This is a genomic window from Pseudomonas sp. KH_040 (genome assembly GCF_057839305.1).
In genome coordinates, this window is the sequence record NZ_CM174487.1 from 461,751 (window position 1) to 479,673 (window position 17,923).

Sequence of the window (17,923 nt, forward strand, 5' to 3'; positions counted from 1 at the left end):
GATTCCGATGACTAGTTTGCATGCCGACGAGGCGTTCCTCGGCCATTTCCAGTTAAGTCACGACCCGTTCGCGCCACGCGTGCCGGGCTTCAAGTTCTTCCCGGCCCAGCGCAAACCGGTGCTGGGGCAGTTGCATCATCTGGCGCGTTACAGCCAGTTGCTACTGGTGGTCACTGGCCCGCAAGGCAGTGGCAAGACGCTGCTGCGCCAGGCGCTGGTCGCCAGCACCAACAAGCAGTCGGTGCAGAGCGTGGTGGTTTCCGCCCGTGGCGCCGGTGATGCCGCTGGCGTGCTGCGCCAAGTGGCGCAGGCACTGAACGTCGCTCAGGCCGATGTTGGCGCGATTCTGGAACAAGTGGTGCAACTTGCGTTGACCGGTCAGGAAGTCTATCTGTTGGTGGATGACGCCGAGCAGCTCGATGAATCCGCCCTCGAAGCGCTGATGGCGCTGGGTGCCGGCGCACCGGAAGGTCGCCCGCACGTGTTCTTGTTCGGTGAGTCGTCGCTGATCGCTCAGCTTGAGGCTTTGCATCTTGAGGAAGAGCGCTTTCACGTCATCGAGTTGCAGCCTTACACCGAAGAAGAGACTCGCGAATATCTCGACCAACGGCTCGAAGGTGCCGGCCGGGGTGTCGAACTTTTCACCGCAGATCAGATCTCTGATATTCACGAAAGTGCCGAGGGTTGGCCGGGCAACATCAACCAGGTCGCTCGCGATGCTCTGATCGAAGTCATGATTGCCAGCCGCTCAGCGGTCAAGCGTCCAAGTATGGGGTTCAACATGCCGAAGAAACACGTATTGGCCATTTCCGCCGTCGTTGTGGTCGCGGTCGCTGCCGCCTGGCTGATGCCGGGTCGCAACAAGGCGCCGACCACCGGTGCACCGGCCAATGAGCAGGCACAGTTGCCATTGGGCCAGGGCGCAGCCAATGGCGGCGCGCCGAACGTCGAGTTCGCCGGTAATACACAGCCGATGCCGTTGCCGCTGGTCGGCAACTCGCAACCGGTCATGCGCGGCCCGTTGGCCGAAGCGGCCGGCGGTATTACCGAAGGCGACGATGGTGTGCCACTGGAAGGTTCCAGCAATACCCCGCCGACCGTAACCACTTCCGCACCGCCTGCGGGCGTTCCGGCCGGTCCCGCGCCGACACCGGTTCCGTTGCCAGCCGCCAAGCCCACCCCGGCGCCGACGCAAGTTGCCACCGCCAAGCCTGCTCCAGCCGCGCCAGTCGCCAAACCGGCTCCAGCGCCAGCCAAGCCAGTCGCCGCTGCCAAACCGGCCGAGAAGCCGGTGACCGTTGCCAAAGCCGCCGGTGGCAGCTGGTACGCCGGTCAGCCGACCGGCAACTACGTGGTGCAGATCCTCGGCACCAGCTCTGAAGCGGCGGCGCAAAACTTCGTCAAAGAGCAGGGCGGCGAGTACCGTTATTTCAAGAAAGTGCTCAACGGCAAGCCTCTCTATGTGATCACCTACGGCAACTTCGCCAATCGTGATGCAGCCGTTTCTGCCATCAAGGCCTTGCCAGCGAAGGTTCAGGCTGGTAAACCTTGGCCTCGCACTGTCGCCAGCGTCCAACAGGAACTGGCAACAACTCGCTGAAGATTCGGCGGCCTTACCCAGGCCGCCTCTCCAAGCACCTCAAAATTTCTGCAAGTGCGCGCCGTCTCTACAGACCGCGTGCCTTGTGGTGTCTGCGTTACAGTAGTCTTTGAGTCGTTGCGGTCAAAATTAAAAAAGTTTTGACTAGCACAGCAGATCGCTTTAAACCTTTCACAAATGCGACATGAATTTGCGACATTTCGTCGTCAAATTTGTGAGCCTCTGTGTCGCTGTGTACAATGACCACCCTTTTGCCCCCGCCAAGCCGGCGTACGTTCGGCGCAGGACGCAAGTGGTTGAATTGAAAAGAAATTTGCCTCGAAAAGAGGCAGCCTGGTGAGAAAGTGTCTATGAAAGCAGGTCTGTACCAACCAGATGAATTCAAGGATAACTGCGGTTTCGGCCTGATAGCCCATATGCAGGGCGAGCCCAGTCATACCCTTTTGCAAACGGCCATCGAGGCCCTGACCTGCATGACCCACCGCGGTGGGATTAATGCCGACGGCAAGACCGGTGACGGTTGCGGTCTGCTGATTCAAAAACCTGACGCGTTCCTGCGAGCCATTGCCCAGGAAACCTTCAGCGTCGAGTTGCCCAAGCAATACGCGGTGGGCATGGTTTTCTTCAACCAGGATCCGGTCAAGGCCGAAGCCGCTCGCGAGAACATGAACCGCGAGATCCTCGCTGAAGGCCTGCAACTGATCGGCTGGCGTAAAGTGCCAATCGACACCAGCGTCCTCGGCCGCCTCGCTCTCGAGCGCCTGCCGCAGATCGAGCAGGTGTACATCGGCGGCGAAGGCCTGAGCGATCAGGACATGGCCGTGAAGCTGTTCAGTGCCCGTCGCCGTTCGTCGGTATCCAACGCCGTCGACTCCGACCACTACATCTGCAGCTTTTCGCACAAAACCATCATCTATAAAGGCCTGATGATGCCGGCCGATCTGGCCGCGTTTTATCCGGACCTGAGTGACGAGCGCCTGCAAACCGCGATCTGCGTGTTCCACCAGCGCTTCTCCACCAACACCCTGCCGAAATGGCCGCTGGCGCAGCCATTCCGCTTCCTCGCCCACAACGGCGAGATCAATACCATCACCGGTAACCGTAACTGGGCGCAGGCCCGTCGGACCAAGTTCAGCAACGATCTGATGGATCTGGAAGAACTCGGCCCGCTGGTCAACCGTGTCGGTTCCGACTCCTCGAGCATGGACAACATGCTCGAGCTGATGGTCACCGGTGGTATCGACCTGTTCCGTGGCGTGCGGATGATCATTCCGCCGGCGTGGCAGAACGTCGAAACCATGGACCCGGATCTGCGTGCGTTCTATGAGTACAACTCGATGCACATGGAACCGTGGGACGGCCCTGCCGGCGTGGTCATGACCGATGGTCGCTACGCGGTGTGCCTGCTCGACCGTAACGGTCTGCGCCCGGCGCGCTGGGTCACCACCACCAACGGTTTCATTACCCTCGCGTCGGAAATCGGCGTGTGGGATTACAAGCCGGAAGATGTGATTGCCAAAGGCCGTGTCGGCCCTGGGCAGATCTTCGCGGTGGACACCGAAACCGGGCAGATCCTCGACACCGATGCGATCGACAACCGTCTGAAATCCCGTCATCCGTACAAGCAATGGCTGCGCAAGAATGCCCTGCGCATTCAGGCGACCATGGAAGACAACGACCACGGTTCGGCGTTTTACGACGTCGATCAGCTCAAGCAATACATGAAGATGTATCAGGTCACGTTCGAAGAGCGCGATCAGGTCCTGCGTCCGCTTGGCGAGCAAGGCTACGAAGCCGTTGGCTCGATGGGCGACGACACGCCGATGGCCGTGCTGTCCCAGCGTGTGCGCACGCCGTACGACTATTTCCGTCAGCAGTTCGCGCAGGTCACCAACCCGCCGATCGACCCGCTGCGTGAAGCGATCGTGATGTCGCTGGAAATCTGCCTCGGTGCCGAGCGCAACATTTTCCAGGAGTCGCCGGAACACGCCTCGCGCGTGATCCTCAGCTCGCCAGTGATCTCGCCGGCCAAGTGGCGCTCGCTGATGAACCTCGACCGCCCGGGTTTCGAACGGCAGATCATCGATCTCAACTACGACGAAAGCGTTGGCCTCGAAGCGGCCATCCGCAACGTTGCCGATCAGGCTGAAGAAGCCGTGCGCGCCGGTCGTACCCAGATCGTTCTGAGCGACCGTCATATCGCCCCAGGCAAGCTGCCGATCCACGCCTCGCTGGCGACCGGTGCCGTGCACCACCGGCTGACCGAAAAAGGCCTGCGCTGCGATTCCAACATCCTTGTTGAAACCGCTACCGCCCGTGACCCGCATCACTTTGCGGTGCTGATCGGTTTCGGCGCCTCGGCGGTCTATCCGTTCCTGGCTTACGAAGTGCTGGGCGACCTGATCCGTACCGGTGAAGTGCTGGGCGACCTCTATGAGGTGTTCAAGAACTACCGCAAAGGCATCACCAAAGGTCTGCTGAAGATTCTGTCGAAGATGGGCATCTCGACCATCGCTTCGTACCGTGGCGCTCAGTTGTTCGAAGCCATCGGCCTGTCCGAAGAAGTCTGCGACCTGAGCTTCCGTGGTGTGCCGAGCCGCATCAAGGGGGCGCGTTTCGTCGACATCGAAGCCGAGCAGAAAGCACTCGCCAGCGAAGCCTGGAGTCCGCGCAAGCCGATCCAGCAGGGCGGTCTGCTGAAGTTCGTCCACGGTGGCGAATATCACGCTTACAACCCGGACGTGGTCAACACCTTGCAAGCCGCTGTGCAGCAGGGCGACTACGCCAAGTTCAAGGAATACACCTCACTGGTGGACAACCGTCCGGTGTCGATGATCCGCGACCTGTTCAAGGTCAAGACCCTCGATACGCCGCTGGACATCAGTGAAATCGAGCCGCTGGAATCGGTGCTCAAGCGCTTCGACTCCGCCGGTATCTCGCTGGGCGCACTGTCGCCGGAAGCTCACGAAGCCCTGGCTGAAGCCATGAACCGCCTCGGTGCGCGTTCCAACTCCGGCGAAGGTGGTGAAGATCCGGCGCGTTACGGCACGATCAAGAGCTCGAAAATCAAGCAGGTCGCGACTGGCCGTTTCGGCGTAACCCCGGAATACCTGGTCAACGCTGAAGTGCTGCAGATCAAGGTCGCACAGGGCGCCAAGCCGGGCGAGGGCGGGCAACTGCCGGGCGGTAAAGTCAACGGGCTGATCGCCAAGCTGCGTTACGCAGTGCCGGGCGTGACGCTGATTTCGCCACCGCCGCACCACGACATCTATTCGATCGAAGACTTGTCGCAGCTGATTTTCGACTTGAAACAGGTCAACCCGAAGGCGCTGGTTTCGGTGAAACTGGTTGCAGAAGCAGGCGTCGGCACCATCGCCGCCGGTGTGGCCAAGGCCTACGCGGACTTGATCACCATCTCCGGCTACGACGGTGGCACCGGTGCTTCGCCGCTGACTTCGATCAAATACGCTGGCGCACCGTGGGAACTCGGCCTCGCTGAAACCCACCAGACCCTGCGCGGCAACGACCTGCGCGGCAAAGTCCGGGTGCAGACTGACGGCGGCCTGAAAACCGGCCTCGACGTGATCAAGGCAGCGATTCTCGGCGCTGAAAGCTTCGGCTTCGGTACTGCGCCAATGATCGCGCTGGGCTGCAAATACCTGCGTATCTGCCACCTGAACAACTGCGCCACCGGCGTCGCGACGCAGAACGAGAAGCTGCGCAAGGATCACTACATCGGTACCGTCGATATGGTGGTGAACTTCTTCACCTACGTCGCCGAAGAAACCCGTGAGTGGCTGGCCAAGCTCGGCGTGCGCTCCCTCGAAGAGCTGATCGGTCGTACCGATCTGCTGGAAATCCTCGAAGGCCAGACCGCCAAGCAAAACCACCTGGATCTGACGCCGCTGTTGGGCAGCGATCACATCCCGGCGGACAAGCCACAGTTCTGCGGCGTTGAGCGTAACCCGCCGTTCGACCAGGGCCTGCTGGCCGAGAAAATGGTCGAGATGGCTTCGTCGGCGATCAACGACATGAGCGGCGCCGAGTTCGATCTGGATATCTGCAACTGCGACCGTTCGATCGGCGCGCGGATCTCCGGCGAAATCGCCCGCAAGCATGGCAACCAAGGGATGGCGAAAGCGCCGATCACCTTCCGCTTCAAAGGCACTGCCGGTCAGAGCTTCGGCGTGTGGAACGCCGGCGGTCTGAACATGTACCTCGAAGGCGATGCCAACGACTACGTCGGCAAAGGCATGACCGGTGGCAAGCTGACCATCGTGCCGCCGAAGGGCAGCGTTTACAAAACTCAGGAAAGCGCCATCATCGGCAACACCTGCCTGTATGGCGCGACCGGCGGCAAGTTGTTCGCCGCCGGCACCGCAGGCGAGCGTTTCGCCGTGCGTAACTCCGGTGCCCACACGGTTGTGGAAGGCACTGGCGATCACTGCTGTGAGTACATGACCGGTGGTTTCGTCTGCGTGCTGGGCAAGACCGGTTACAACTTCGGCTCTGGCATGACCGGTGGTTTCGCCTACGTGCTCGATCAGGACAACACCTTCGTTGACCGGGTCAACCACGAACTGGTGGAAATCCAGCGGATCAGCGGCGAGGCGATGGAAGCCTATCGCAGCCACCTGCAAAACGTGCTGAACGAGTACGTCGCGGAAACCGATAGCGAGTGGGGTCGTGAACTCGCCGAAAACCTCGATGACTACCTGCGCCGTTTCTGGCTGGTCAAGCCCAAGGCTGCCAACCTGAAATCGTTGCTTTCCAGCACTCGTGCCAACCCGCAGTGATATGCGCCTGAAGAGTTTGATGAGGTTTTAACAATGGCTGAACGTCTGAATAACGACTTCCAGTTCATCGATGTCGGGCGCAAAGATCCGAAGAAGAAACTGTTGCGTCAACGCAAGAAAGAGTTCGTCGAAATCTACGAACCGTTCAAACCCCAGCAGTCGGCCGATCAGGCTCACCGCTGCCTGGGTTGCGGCAACCCGTATTGCGAATGGAAGTGCCCGGTGCACAACTTCATTCCCAACTGGTTGAAGCTGGTGGCCGAGGGCAACATCCTTCAGGCCGCCGAGCTGTCGCACCAGACCAACACCCTGCCGGAAGTCTGCGGCCGGGTGTGCCCGCAGGATCGTCTGTGCGAGGGTGCCTGCACCCTTAACGACGGCTTCGGCGCGGTGACCATCGGATCGGTCGAGAAGTACATCACCGACACCGCGTTCGCCATGGGCTGGCGCCCGGACATGTCCAAGGTCAAACCGACCGGCAAACGTGTCGCGATCATCGGTGCGGGCCCGGCGGGCCTGGGTTGTGCCGACGTGCTGGTACGCGGCGGCGTGACCCCGGTGGTGTTCGACAAGAACCCGGAAATCGGTGGTTTGCTGACCTTCGGCATCCCCGAGTTCAAGCTGGAAAAGACCGTGCTGAGCAATCGTCGCGAAGTCTTCACTGGCATGGGCATCGAGTTCCGTCTGAATACCGAAGTCGGCAAAGACGTGACCATGGAACAACTGCTCGCCGAATACGATGCGGTGTTCATGGGCATGGGCACCTACACCTACATGAAGGGCGGTTTTGCCGGTGAGGATCTGCCGGGCGTGTATGACGCGCTGGACTTCCTCATTGCCAACGTCAATCGCAACCTGGGCTTTGAAAAGTCGCCGGAAGATTTCGTCGACATGAAAGGCAAGAAGGTTGTGGTGCTGGGCGGCGGTGACACGGCGATGGACTGCAACCGCACGTCGATCCGTCAGGGCGCCAAGTCGGTGACCTGCGCTTATCGTCGTGACGAAGCGAACATGCCCGGCTCGCGCAAAGAGGTGAAGAACGCCAAGGAAGAAGGCGTGAAATTCCTCTACAACCGCCAGCCGATCGCTATCGTCGGTGAGGACAAGGTCGAAGGCGTCAAAGTGGTCGAGACCCGTCTCGGCGAACCGGACGCCCGTGGCCGTCGCAGCCCCGAGCCGATCCCGGGTTCCGAAGAGATTATCCCGGCCGATGCCGTGGTTATCGCTTTCGGCTTCCGCCCGAGCCCGGCGCCGTGGTTCGAGCAGTTCGAGATCCAGACCGACAGCCAGGGCCGCGTTGTTGCGCCTGAGCAAGGTCAGTACAAGCACCAGACCAGCAATCCGAAGATCTTTGCCGGTGGCGATATGGTGCGCGGTTCCGACCTGGTGGTGACGGCGATCTTCGAAGGCCGCAATGCTGCCGAAGGGATCCTCGATTACTTGGGCGTCTAAACCCGTCTAGTTGACTGCAATGCAATACCTGTGGGAGCTGGCTTGCCAGCGATAGCATCACCTCGGTCAATCTGACAAAACGAGGTGTCTGCATCGCTCGCAAGCCAGCTCCCACAGTGCTTTGCGTTGCTGCAAAAATCTGCATTCCAACGCAATAAATTGACCCGATAGACAAAAGGCTGACCTGCATCCGTGCCTTTTGCGTCGCGCTCTGAGAAAATGCCCGCACTTTTTTTCCGGATGCCGACATGACTGCCCTGAAGAACGACCGTTTCCTCCGCGCCCTGCTCAAGCAACCCGTAGACGTCACCCCTGTGTGGATGATGCGTCAGGCCGGTCGCTATCTGCCGGAATACCGCGCCAGCCGCGCCCAGGCCGGTGATTTCATGAGCCTGTGCATGAATCCGGAATTCGCCTGCGAAGTCACCATGCAACCGCTCGACCGCTATCCACAACTGGACGCGGCGATCCTGTTTTCCGACATCCTCACCATCCCCGATGCCATGGGCCAGGGCCTGTACTTCGAGACCGGTGAAGGTCCGCGCTTCAAAAAAGTCGTCAGCACCCTCGCTGATATCGAAGCGTTGCCGATCCCTGATCCGCACAAAGACCTCGGTTACGTGATGGACGCGGTCAGCACCATCCGTCGCGAACTGAACGGTCGCGTGCCGCTGATCGGTTTCTCCGGCAGCCCGTGGACACTGGCCACCTACATGGTTGAAGGCGGCTCGTCGAAGGACTTCCGCAAGACCAAGGCGATGCTCTACGACAACCCGCAAGCCATGCACCTGCTGCTGGATAAGCTGGCGCAGTCGGTGACCTCGTACCTCAACGGCCAGATCATGGCCGGCGCGCAAGCGGTGCAGATCTTCGATACCTGGGGCGGCAACCTGTCGGCGGCGGCGTATCAGGAGTTCTCGCTGGCCTACATGAAGAAAATCGTCAGCGGCCTGATCCGCGAGCACGACGGTCGCAAAGTGCCGGTGATCCTCTTCACCAAAAACGGCGGCCTGTGGCTGGAAAGCATCGCCGAGGCTGGCGCCGACGCATTGGGCCTGGACTGGACCTGCGACATCGGCAACGCCCGCGCCCGCGTTGGCGACAAAGTTGCCCTGCAAGGCAACATGGACCCGACCGTGCTTTACGCCAAACCGGAAGCGATCCGCACTGAAGTCGGGCGCATTCTGGCCAGCTATGGCAAGGGCAGCGGCCACGTGTTCAACCTCGGCCATGGCATCACCCCTGAGGTTGATCCGGAGCATGCGGGTGCGTTCCTGCGTGCGGTGCATGAACTGTCGGCGCAGTATCACGAGTGATCGCCACACAATAAAAAACGCCCGGCTAAATGCCGGGCGTTTTTTTTTCCGCGATCCAACGTCGGACACAGATCAATTGTAGGAGTGAGCCTGCTCGCGATAGCGGTGTGTCAGTCGACCGATGTGTTGGCTGACACACCGCTATCGCGAGCAGGCTCACTCCTACAGGGGTTTTGTGTCAGGCCTTAACACCCTGCAACGGCGGCAACTTCGCCAGTTTCAACGCTACCAGCAGCGCGATCAGCAACAACGAGCCGATAAACAGGCCAATCCCGTTCCACCCGCCGAGATGCCAGAACACCCCGCCCGCCGTCCCGGCAATGCTCGACCCGGCGTAATAACTGAACAGATACAACGATGAGGCCTGCCCCTTGGCCTTCGTCGCGCGTCGACCGATCCAACTGCTCGCCACCGAATGCGCGCCAAAGAAGCCAAAGGTGAAAATCAACATGCCGACAATCACCAGCAACAGCGGCGTAAACATCGTCAAGGCAAGGCCGGCAAACATCAGCGCAATGGTCGCCCACAGCACTTTGCGTCGCCCCAGCTTATCCGCCAGCGAACCAATCTTCGCCGAGCTGTAGATCCCCGACAGGTACACCACCGACAGCAAGCCAACGAACACCTGATCGAGGTTGTACGGCGCGGCCAGCAAGCGATAACCGATGTAGTTGAACAGCGTGACAAACGCGCCCATCAACAGGAACGCTTCAAGAAACAGCAACGGCAGACCGGCATCGCGAAAATGCATGGTGAAACCATCGAGCAGACTGCGCGGGTGCAGTGAGCGTGAGCGGAAGTTGCGCGATTCGGGGAGGATCTTCCAGAACACCGCTGCGGCAATCATCGCCAGACCGCCGATCACCAGCATCGCCGTGTGCCAGCTGACAAAGTCGATCAACACGCCGGTGATCAAGCGCCCGCTCATCCCGCCAATCGCGTTGCCGCCGATGTACAAACCCATCGCCAGGCCAATGTGTTGCGGGTGAATTTCTTCACTCAGATAGGTCATCGCCACCGCTGCCAGACCGCTCAACGACAGCCCGATCAGCGCACGCATGATCAGCACGCCTTCCCAGCTCGGCATCATTGCGCTGGCCATGGTGCACAGCGCCGCTGCGAACAGCGCAGTCACCATCACCGGTTTGCGCCCGATCCGATCAGAGATCGGCCCGGTGATCAGCAGGCCGATGGCGAGCATGCCGGTGGCCACCGAGAGAATCAGGCTGCTCTGCGCGGCGTTGATTCCGTACTCGTGGGACAACAGCGGCATCATCGGCTGCACGCAATAGAGCAGGGCAAACGTCGCGAAGCCGCCGCTGAACAGCGCCAGCACCGTGCGCATGAACATCGGCGTGCCTTTTTCGATGTAGATCTCTTGCAGCTCGGCGACGACATCGTCCGCTGTGGCAGGCGGGACTTCATGGGCTAGGGGCGCGACAGCAGTTTTCACTTCAGACCTCGGAGGGCACGGCCAGGCAGGCAATGAAAAAATCATATAGCTGGCTAATGTTTCTATCCAATATATTGTTCGACCTGTTTGATAGCTTTAACGACCTAATGGGGTTTCCATGGAATTGCGTCATCTGCGCTACTTCATCGCCGTTGCCGAAGAACTGCACTTCGGCCGCGCCGCACAGGTGCTTGGCATCTCCCAGCCGCCGCTGAGCCAGCAGATTCAGGCGCTGGAGCAAGAGGTCGGCGCGCGGCTGTTCGAACGCACCAATCGCCGGGTCGAGCTGAGTGAGGCCGGGCGATTGTTTCTGGAGGAGGCGCGGCTGGTGCTGGCGCAGGTCGATAAGGCGGCGGATGTCGCCCGGCGTGCGCAACTCGGTGAACTGGGCGAGTTGAAGATTGGTTTCACCTCGTCGGCGCCGTTCAACTCGACGATTCCACAGGCGATCTTTTCCTTCCGTCAGCGTTTTCCGGCGGTGCATCTCAACCTTCGCGAGATGAGTAGCACGCAAGTCGCCGAGGGTTTGGTGGATGAGTCGATCGAGGTCGGTATCATGCGCCCGCTGGGTTTGCCGGATTCGCTCAGCGTGGTGGAGTTGATGCGTGAGCCGCTGGTCGCGGTGCTTGGTTCCAAGCATCCACTGGCGCAGGGCAGTGAAGAAGGGCTGTTCCTCTCGGCGCTGGCGCTGGAGCCGTTCGTGTTCTTTCCGCGCAGCTACGGCAGCGGGCTGTATGCGCAATTGCTGAGTCTGGCGCGTGATGCCGGGTTCAGCCCGCACTTCGCCCAAGAGGCGGGCGAGGCGATGACCATTATCGGTCTGGTCGCAGCGGGGCTGGGGGTTTCGGTGCTGCCGGCGTCCTATCAGCGGATGCGCATCGACGGCGTGGTCTACCGACCGTTGCTCGATCCGGAAGCGGTGTCTGCGGTGTGGCTGGTGCAGCGCAAGGATCAGAAGTCACCGATGGCCAAGGCGTTTGTCGAGCTGCTCACACGCAAGGTTGAACCATCAAAGGTGTGATTGCTGCGCAATCAAATCGCGAGCAGGCTCGCTCCCACAGGGAACGCATTCCAAGGTGGCAGCGAGCCTTCTCGCGAAGACGTCAGTCCAAGCCCCCAACCTTTCAGGGCAACCGCACCAAATCCCCCTTCAGCGCCACCCGCGTGACAAATATCCCCGCCCGGCACTCGTACGTATTCAAATCCTTGCGCACATGCTGGTCGTAGTAACTGACGATATTCACTACCGCATTCGCCCCGACCCGCTTGGCATCAGCCTGTAACTTAATCAGATTTGACTGCAACACCCACTCGCAGGAATCGTGGTCACTCTTGTTGAAACCGTTGGTTTTCAGATCACTGACCACCCCACGCCGCAACAACTGCTGCGTGCCCTGCGGCCCATTGCCGAGCAGATAGAACTTCACACTGCCATCCAGCCGCCCGGCGCGAATCGCGTCCGACAGCACGGTTTCGAAGGGCATGTACATCAGGTTGGTGGCGTGGCTGGCGCTGGGCAGTAGCGCGAAAAGCGCAGCGGCGATCAGGGCTTTCACTTGCATGGTCATCTCCTTGACGGTGAAAGAGAACCGCGAGTGCTCGACCGACCGGGCCCGCCGTTCTGACAGGCGTATCGATGGCCTGCATGAGCGAGTGTAGATGCTGTGTGGCGAGTGTTCAGCTTGTGGAGCCGTGTTCACCACATTTGCGGTTACGAACTGTTTTAGCGAGCGTTTGTTTTCTTGCGCAGAATCGATTTCTTTAAGTGAGTGCCATGGATGCCACTTCGATACCAGCCCAAGGAAGGTAGTGTTCTGATCTGCGACTTCAGAGGTTATGAAGTACCTGAGATGGTCAAGGTCAGACCCGTTGTCGTGATACGAAAACACAGAACCAACAGTATGTTGGTGACGGTCGTACCGCTCAGTACCACTGCACCGGATTGTTTACTTGATCACCATTTCGAACTCTCCAGCCATCTTCAAGGCGCCAGCCCGATCTGTTGGGCGAAGTGCGATATGGTGGCCACTGTCAGCCTTTCCCGACTGGACCGGATCAAAAGCAGAGATCGTGAAGGACGGCGCGTCTATTTGATCTCACACCTTGAAACAGAAGAGTTCTGCGCCGTTAAAGCCGCAGTCAGGCGGGCGCTTGGGCTGTAATGGCAACAGAAGTGGCGCAGTGAGGCCAAACGCCAGCCGTTGTCCTGATTAATGATTCGGGCAATACTGCGAGCGTTCCCGCAAGGGGCTTGTGAGACTCTGAGGATCCTGGGCGACCAGCCATCGCAGAGCCGGACAGGTGATCGGCGATGACAAGCCAACCTGTTTGTGAAAGGGCGCCGAATGGCGCCCTTTGTCGTTTCTACAATCCCATCAATCCACGTGCGCCAAATCCCCGCGCAGCGCTACGCTCGACACCACCAGCCCGGCACGGCACTGGAATTTCTCGGTGTCTTTGTACAGATCGCGCTGGTCGACGCTGGCGATGTTGATCACGGCGTTGGCGTCGGCTTTTTTCGCAGCGTTCTGCAGGGTGGCCAGCGCCGATTGCAGCGCCCAGAAGCAGGCGTCTTCGTCGGATTTGTTCGAGCCGTTGGTCTTGCGGCTGCTGCTCACGGTGTCGAGTTTGCGCACTTGCTTGGGCAGGGTTTCGCCGGCCAGGTAGAACTTCACGCTGCCGTCGAGCAGGCCGGCGTCGGTGGCGCGTTTGACGCCTTCGCGGAAGCTCAGGTAGGTCGGCTCGTCGGCGCCCTGTTTAACGATGCCCAGATCGTTGACGAACTCGATGTCGGGGTTGATCGACAGCTCTTTGAGCACGTTGTCGCGCAGGCGGTTGACCCAGCGGTTGTAGTTACCGTGGATCTTGCCGTCCTTGGCGTCGAGGCCGTAGCTGCTGCGGTAGTCGATTTCGAACGAAGTCGGGGTGAACGGGATGTCGACTTCGGCGTGATGGCGACCGCGTACAGTGATTGCCGCTTTGATCATGCCCGGACGTACCGACTGCACGACCCACTGGCGGTCATTGAGCGCGGTGACGATCGCGCGGCTCATCTGTTGCTGGGTGAAGCCGAGGTTGGGCGAGAACTCTTCCCTGGCGTTGTAAACCGGTTTGCTGGTGCAACCGCCGAGCACAAAAAACAGTGCCAACAGAGCGGCGATGCGGTGAAACTGAGTCATTCCCTTCACTCCAAAGGTGTTGCGGTCAGTGCCAGCGGCGGAAAATCAACGAGGTGTTGACCCCACCAAAAGCGAAATTGTTGTTCATCACGTAGTCGTGATGCATCTGGCGGAATTCACCGCGCAGGTAATCGAGCTTGCCGCAGTGCGGATCGACCTCGTCGAGGTTGAACGTGTGCACGTACAGGTCGCGGTTCATCATCTCGATGCTGAACCATGACTCCAGCGCACCGCAGGCGCCGAGGGTGTGGCCGAGGAAGCTCTTCTGCGAACTGATCGGCATGTGTTCACCGAACAAACTGCTGGTCGCCAGTGTTTCGGCAATGTCGCCCTGTTCTGTAGCGGTGCCGTGGCCATTTACATAACCGATGGCTTCCGTCGCGAGTCCGGCGTCTTCCAGCGCCAGTTCCATGGCGCGGCGCATGGTTACTTGCTCCGGGCGCGTGGTGTGCTGGCCGTCGGCGTTGCTGCCGAAACCGACAATCTCGGCGTGGATGTGCGCACCGCGCGCCAAAGCATGTTCCAGCTCTTCAAGCACCAGCATGCCGCCACCTTCACCGATTACCAAGCCATCGCGGCCCTTGTCGTACGGGCGTGGGCTGGTTTGCGGCGCATCGTTTTTCAGGCTGGTGGCGTAGAGTGCGTCGAAGACCATGGCTTCGGTCGGGCACAGCTCTTCGGCGCCGCCGGCGAGCATCAGCGGCAGGCGGCCGAACTTGATCGCCTCGTAGGCGTAACCGATGCCCTGGCTGCCGCTGGTGCAGGCGCTGGACGTCGGGATCAAACGCCCGGTGAGGCCAAAGAAAATGCTGATATTGGCGGCGGTGGTGTGCGGCATCATCCGCACATAGGAGTTGGCGTTGAGGCCTTCGGCCACCGAGTTGAGCAGCATGTTGCCGAACGCTTTGATCTCGTCGGTGCTGCCAGTGGACGAACCACAAGCCACGCCCATGCGCCCATCCTTGATCGATTCGTCACCGAGCAAACCGGCGTCAGCCAAGGCGTTTTCCGCCGCACGAACCGCCAGCCGCGACACCCGGCCCATGCTGCGCAATTGCTTGCGGGTCCAGTGCGCAGGTACTTCGAAGTCATCGATCGGGCCGGCCAGGCGCGTGTTGAGTTCGCTGAAGCGATCCCACTCGTCCATGCGGCGAATGCCGCTGCGATTGGCCGCGAAGTTGCCGGCGATGGTCTCCCAGTCGCTGCCCAGCGAGGTGATGCCGGCCATGCCGGTGACGACGACGCGCTTCATCAGCACAAGCCTCCGTTGACCGCCAGCACCTGGCGGGTGATGTACGAGGCTTCCGCCGACATCAGGAAATTCACTGCACTGGCGACCTCTTCCGGGGTACCCATGCGTTGCGCGGGGATCATCTTCATCAATTCTTCCACCGGCACGTTTTCGTCGAGCATCGCCGTGTCGATCAGGCCCGGTGCGACGCAGTTAACCGTGATTTTGCGCTTGCCCAGCTCGATCGCCAACGCCTTTGCCGCGCCGATCACGCCGGCCTTGGAGGCGCTGTAGTTGACCTGGCCACGGTTGCCGATCAGCCCCGACACCGAGGTGATGCAGACAATGCGCCCGGCGGCGCGGCGGCGGATCATCGGCATCATCACCGGGTGCAGAACGTTGTAGAAACCGTCGAGGTTAGTGCGCAGGACGACGTCCCAATCGTCATCGCTCAGCGCTGGAAACGCGCCGTCGCGGGTCAGCCCGGCGTTCAACACCACGCCGTAATAGGCGCCGTGAGTTTCCACGTCAGCTTCAAGGATGGCCTTGCAGGTTTCCCGGTCGGCAACGTCGAATTGCAGAATCCGCGCCTTGCGCCCCAGCGCTTCGATTTGCGCCTGAACGCCTTGCGCCTCAGTCACGCCGCTGCGGCAATGCAGGACGATATCGTGCCCGGCCTGCGCCAGACGCAAGGCAATGGCCCGGCCGATGCCACGGCTGGAGCCGGTGACCAGTACGGATTCAGTCATCGTTCGACTCCTGTGTCTGTTGCAGATATTGATTGACCTGAGGCGGACGGAACACATTCAGGCGCGCGCTGGCATGAATGCCATCGCCATTGATATGGCATTCGAAGACACCCATGCCGTTGTCGTCTTCCAGCGAGCGCAGACCATGAATGGTCAGATCGGTGCCGGCGGGAAACGCTTCGACGTTGCACTCGAACTTGCGTGTGCCGAGCAGAAAGCCCAACTCCACCGGATTGCCTTTCTGCTTTGCGTGGCAACCGGCAAATGCTGCGACGCTTTGCGCCATCAGCTCGATGCCGACCCAGGCTGGCAGGCTGCCGTCGGGCAGATTGAACAAGCCATCGGGCTTGACCGTGAGGCAGGTGAAAATCTGCTCATCGTCAAAGCTTGAGATGCTGTCGATCAGAATCATGTCGCCCGCATGGGGCAGCAGTTCGGCGAGCGGCCAATCAGTCATGGGGCGTCTCCGATAATCAGGCTGACGTTGTTGCCGCCGAAGGCAAACGAGTTGCTCATCAGGTAGCGGGGTGCAATGGACGTCAGGCGCTCGCTCGCGGTCACCCACTGCAGCGACGGCAGCGCGGGATCGGCCTGCGCATCCCAGACGTGCGGCGGCAAGGCGTGAGCGGGGTTGTCGGCGCTCAGGCTCAGCCAGCAGAACGCCGCTTCCAGCGCACCGGCCGCGCCGAGGGTATGGCCGGTCATCGGTTTGGTCGAGGAGCAGGCGACGCCCTCAGGGAACAGCGTCGCAACCGCCAGACTTTCCATCGCGTCGTTGTGTTGGGTGGCGGTGCCGTGCAGGTTCAGGTAGCTGATCTGCGCTGCTTGCAGATGAGCGCGGCTCAAGGCTTTCTGCATTGCTTGCAGGGCACCGCGCCCGGTCGGCTCGGGGGCGGAAATGTGATGGGCGTCGGAACTGGCACCGGCGCCGAGCAAGGCAATGGCCGGGCCTTCGCCCTGTTGTTTGCTCATGACGAACAGCACAGCTGCTTCGCCGATATTGATGCCGCTGCGGTTGGCCGAGAACGGATTGCAGCGCTCGTCGGATATCGCTTCGAGTGACGAGAAACCGTTGAGGGTCAGTTTGCACAGGCTGTCGACGCCGCCACACAGCACCGCGTCGCACAGGCCCAGATCGAGCAGACGCTGAGCGCTCATCAATGCGCGGGCGCTGGAGGTGCACGCCGTGGAAATCACATAGGCCGGGCCGCTCAGTTGCAGCCAGTCGGCGAGGAAATTGGCCGGGGCGCCGAGCTCCTGTTGGCGGTAGTCGTATTCCGCCGGGAAACGCTGCTCGCGGATGTAGTGCGCCAAACCACGGCTGGCCTCGTCGATGCCCGAAGTGCTGGTGCCGAGGACCACGCCGATGCGCTCGCGGCCATAAGTCTGGATCGCCTGGTTGATCTCATTGCGAATCTGCAATGCCGCTTCCAGCAACAGCTGGTTATTTCGGCTGCGCTGATCGGCGAGTTCTGCCGGGATCGGCGCCAGTTCACCCTGGACGGCAGCGACCGGCAACTCACGCTCCGCCACCCAGCCGGACTCGCGGCGCATGCCTGAGCAGTCGCCGGCGAACAGGTTGCGCGCGACGGCATGTTTGTCGCGGCCCAGTGCGCAAATCACGCCGAGGGCATTCAGGTAAGCGGTCATGGTGTCGGTTCACCCAGCGGAGAAACGCGGTAGTGCGGGCCTTGGGGCAGGTTCAATTCGAAGCTCAACGGTTGTGAATAACGGATATCCCAGCGCGCCGGCAGAGCGCGTTGCTGTCCCTGTTGTTGCGCGGCGGGGTAATTTCGCAGCAGTTCGCCGGACGGGGTCAGGGCGAATAACAGCGCAGCAAACAATTCGCGGGCTTCCGGGTTCGGCGGCAACAGCCCATCGGCCTGCCAGTGGCCGTCGATCAGTTGCTGACGCGCTTGCGGAATACCCAGCGGATCCATCATCGACCAGCGGATGCCCGGGCCTTCGCGCTGGATCACCAGCAGCCAGTCCTGGCGTTGTTCGGCTTGATTGCGTTCAATGTGCAATTGCAGCGGCAGGGGCAATGTCGGGTTGCTCGCAGGCAGCGGGGCCTGGCTGGCGCAGGCACTCAGGAGGACAAATACCACCAACATTAGCCACACCACAAACCTTGTGGGAGCTGGCTT

General features: G+C 60.7%; 14 protein-coding genes. 6 read left to right on the top strand and 8 right to left on the bottom strand.

The window, feature by feature from the left end; genetic code table 11:
- Positions 1-7 precede the first annotated feature (7 nt).
- From AC3IUF_RS02080 to hemE, 4 genes are all read left to right on the top strand, one after another.
- Complete coding sequence (locus AC3IUF_RS02080) at positions 8-1,600, top strand: AAA family ATPase (protein WP_123375582.1); 1,593 nt, start codon at positions 8-10, stop codon at positions 1,598-1,600.
- Positions 1,601-1,950: 350 nt separating this feature from the next.
- The gene (gene gltB, locus AC3IUF_RS02085; protein WP_007909434.1) at positions 1,951-6,396 is read left to right on the top strand and encodes a glutamate synthase large subunit; all 4,446 of its coding nucleotides are present in this window, start codon (positions 1,951-1,953) and stop codon (positions 6,394-6,396) included.
- Between the two features lie 33 nt (positions 6,397-6,429).
- Positions 6,430-7,848 (top strand): FAD-dependent oxidoreductase, encoded by a 1,419-nt coding sequence (locus AC3IUF_RS02090; protein WP_007909438.1) that lies wholly within the window; start codon positions 6,430-6,432, stop codon positions 7,846-7,848.
- Between the two features lie 248 nt (positions 7,849-8,096).
- Positions 8,097-9,164 carry a uroporphyrinogen decarboxylase gene (gene hemE / locus AC3IUF_RS02095; protein WP_008077242.1) on the top strand — a complete coding sequence of 356 codons (1,068 nt, stop codon included), beginning with the start codon at positions 8,097-8,099 and terminating at the stop codon, positions 9,162-9,164.
- Between the two features lie 178 nt (positions 9,165-9,342).
- On the opposite strand, the gene AC3IUF_RS02100 is transcribed toward hemE, so the two are convergent.
- Entirely contained in the window at positions 9,343-10,617 is a 1,275-nt protein-coding gene (locus AC3IUF_RS02100) for an MFS transporter (RefSeq protein ID WP_489280224.1), read from the bottom strand.
- 118 nt (positions 10,618-10,735) lie between these two features.
- Between AC3IUF_RS02100 and AC3IUF_RS02105 the strand changes: the two genes are divergently transcribed.
- Positions 10,736-11,638 carry a LysR family transcriptional regulator gene (locus AC3IUF_RS02105; protein WP_007909445.1) on the top strand — a complete coding sequence of 301 codons (903 nt, stop codon included), beginning with the start codon at positions 10,736-10,738 and terminating at the stop codon, positions 11,636-11,638.
- 103 nt (positions 11,639-11,741) lie between these two features.
- Here the strand turns inward: AC3IUF_RS02105 and AC3IUF_RS02110 are convergent, their stop codons facing one another.
- The gene (locus AC3IUF_RS02110) at positions 11,742-12,179 is read right to left on the bottom strand and encodes a hypothetical protein (protein ID WP_007909447.1); all 438 of its coding nucleotides are present in this window, start codon (positions 12,177-12,179) and stop codon (positions 11,742-11,744) included.
- Between the two features lie 216 nt (positions 12,180-12,395).
- Here AC3IUF_RS02110 and AC3IUF_RS02115 point away from each other — a divergent pair, with 216 nt between their 5' ends.
- Positions 12,396-12,779 (top strand): type II toxin-antitoxin system PemK/MazF family toxin, encoded by a 384-nt coding sequence (locus AC3IUF_RS02115; RefSeq protein WP_042704943.1) that lies wholly within the window; start codon positions 12,396-12,398, stop codon positions 12,777-12,779.
- A gap of 213 nt (positions 12,780-12,992) precedes the next feature.
- On the opposite strand, the gene AC3IUF_RS02120 is transcribed toward AC3IUF_RS02115, so the two are convergent.
- The 6 genes from AC3IUF_RS02120 to AC3IUF_RS02145 are packed head-to-tail and all read right to left on the bottom strand — an operon-like array spanning position 12,993 to position 17,890.
- A complete protein-coding gene (locus AC3IUF_RS02120; protein ID WP_007909448.1) occupies positions 12,993-13,796 on the bottom strand; it encodes a hypothetical protein in 804 nt (267 codons plus the stop codon).
- Between the two features lie 25 nt (positions 13,797-13,821).
- Positions 13,822-15,048: a beta-ketoacyl-ACP synthase gene (locus tag AC3IUF_RS02125; RefSeq protein ID WP_414916693.1), complete on the bottom strand. Its 1,227-nt coding sequence runs from the start codon at positions 15,046-15,048 to the stop codon at positions 13,822-13,824.
- Positions 15,048-15,776 (bottom strand): 3-oxoacyl-ACP reductase FabG, encoded by a 729-nt coding sequence (gene fabG / locus AC3IUF_RS02130; protein WP_007909450.1) that lies wholly within the window; start codon positions 15,774-15,776, stop codon positions 15,048-15,050. Before fabG ends, AC3IUF_RS02125 begins: the two co-directional genes overlap by 1 nt.
- Positions 15,769-16,233 (bottom strand): hotdog family protein, encoded by a 465-nt coding sequence (locus tag AC3IUF_RS02135; protein WP_095113442.1) that lies wholly within the window; start codon positions 16,231-16,233, stop codon positions 15,769-15,771. The genes fabG and AC3IUF_RS02135 overlap by 8 nt, the downstream gene beginning before the upstream one ends.
- A complete protein-coding gene (locus tag AC3IUF_RS02140) occupies positions 16,230-17,426 on the bottom strand; it encodes a beta-ketoacyl-[acyl-carrier-protein] synthase family protein (RefSeq protein ID WP_414895032.1) in 1,197 nt (398 codons plus the stop codon). The genes AC3IUF_RS02135 and AC3IUF_RS02140 overlap by 4 nt, the downstream gene beginning before the upstream one ends.
- Positions 17,423-17,890, bottom strand: a complete 468-nt coding sequence (locus AC3IUF_RS02145) for a hypothetical protein (protein WP_042704942.1) — start codon at positions 17,888-17,890, stop codon at positions 17,423-17,425. The genes AC3IUF_RS02140 and AC3IUF_RS02145 overlap by 4 nt, the downstream gene beginning before the upstream one ends.
- Positions 17,891-17,923: the final 33 nt, after the last annotated feature.

Excerpts from the sequence above, each read along its gene's own strand:
- AC3IUF_RS02110 (WP_007909447.1), bottom strand. The coding sequence starts at position 12,179 with ATGCAAGTGAAAGCCCTGATCGCCGCTGCGCTTTTCGCGCTACTGCCC.
- AC3IUF_RS02145 (WP_042704942.1), bottom strand. The coding sequence starts at position 17,890 with ATGTTGGTGGTATTTGTCCTCCTGAGTGCCTGCGCCAGCCAGGCCCCG.
- gltB (WP_007909434.1), top strand. The coding sequence starts at position 1,951 with ATGAAAGCAGGTCTGTACCAACCAGATGAATTCAAGGATAACTGCGGT.
- AC3IUF_RS02135 (WP_095113442.1), bottom strand. The coding sequence starts at position 16,233 with ATGACTGATTGGCCGCTCGCCGAACTGCTGCCCCATGCGGGCGACATG.
- AC3IUF_RS02115 (WP_042704943.1), top strand. The coding sequence starts at position 12,396 with ATGCCACTTCGATACCAGCCCAAGGAAGGTAGTGTTCTGATCTGCGAC.
- AC3IUF_RS02120 (WP_007909448.1), bottom strand. The coding sequence starts at position 13,796 with ATGACTCAGTTTCACCGCATCGCCGCTCTGTTGGCACTGTTTTTTGTG.
- AC3IUF_RS02125 (WP_414916693.1), bottom strand. The coding sequence starts at position 15,048 with ATGAAGCGCGTCGTCGTCACCGGCATGGCCGGCATCACCTCGCTGGGC.
- AC3IUF_RS02080 (WP_123375582.1), top strand. The coding sequence starts at position 8 with ATGACTAGTTTGCATGCCGACGAGGCGTTCCTCGGCCATTTCCAGTTA.
- AC3IUF_RS02090 (WP_007909438.1), top strand. The coding sequence starts at position 6,430 with ATGGCTGAACGTCTGAATAACGACTTCCAGTTCATCGATGTCGGGCGC.
- AC3IUF_RS02105 (WP_007909445.1), top strand. The coding sequence starts at position 10,736 with ATGGAATTGCGTCATCTGCGCTACTTCATCGCCGTTGCCGAAGAACTG.
- AC3IUF_RS02140 (WP_414895032.1), bottom strand. The coding sequence starts at position 17,426 with ATGACCGCTTACCTGAATGCCCTCGGCGTGATTTGCGCACTGGGCCGC.
- hemE (WP_008077242.1), top strand. The coding sequence starts at position 8,097 with ATGACTGCCCTGAAGAACGACCGTTTCCTCCGCGCCCTGCTCAAGCAA.
- fabG (WP_007909450.1), bottom strand. The coding sequence starts at position 15,776 with ATGACTGAATCCGTACTGGTCACCGGCTCCAGCCGTGGCATCGGCCGG.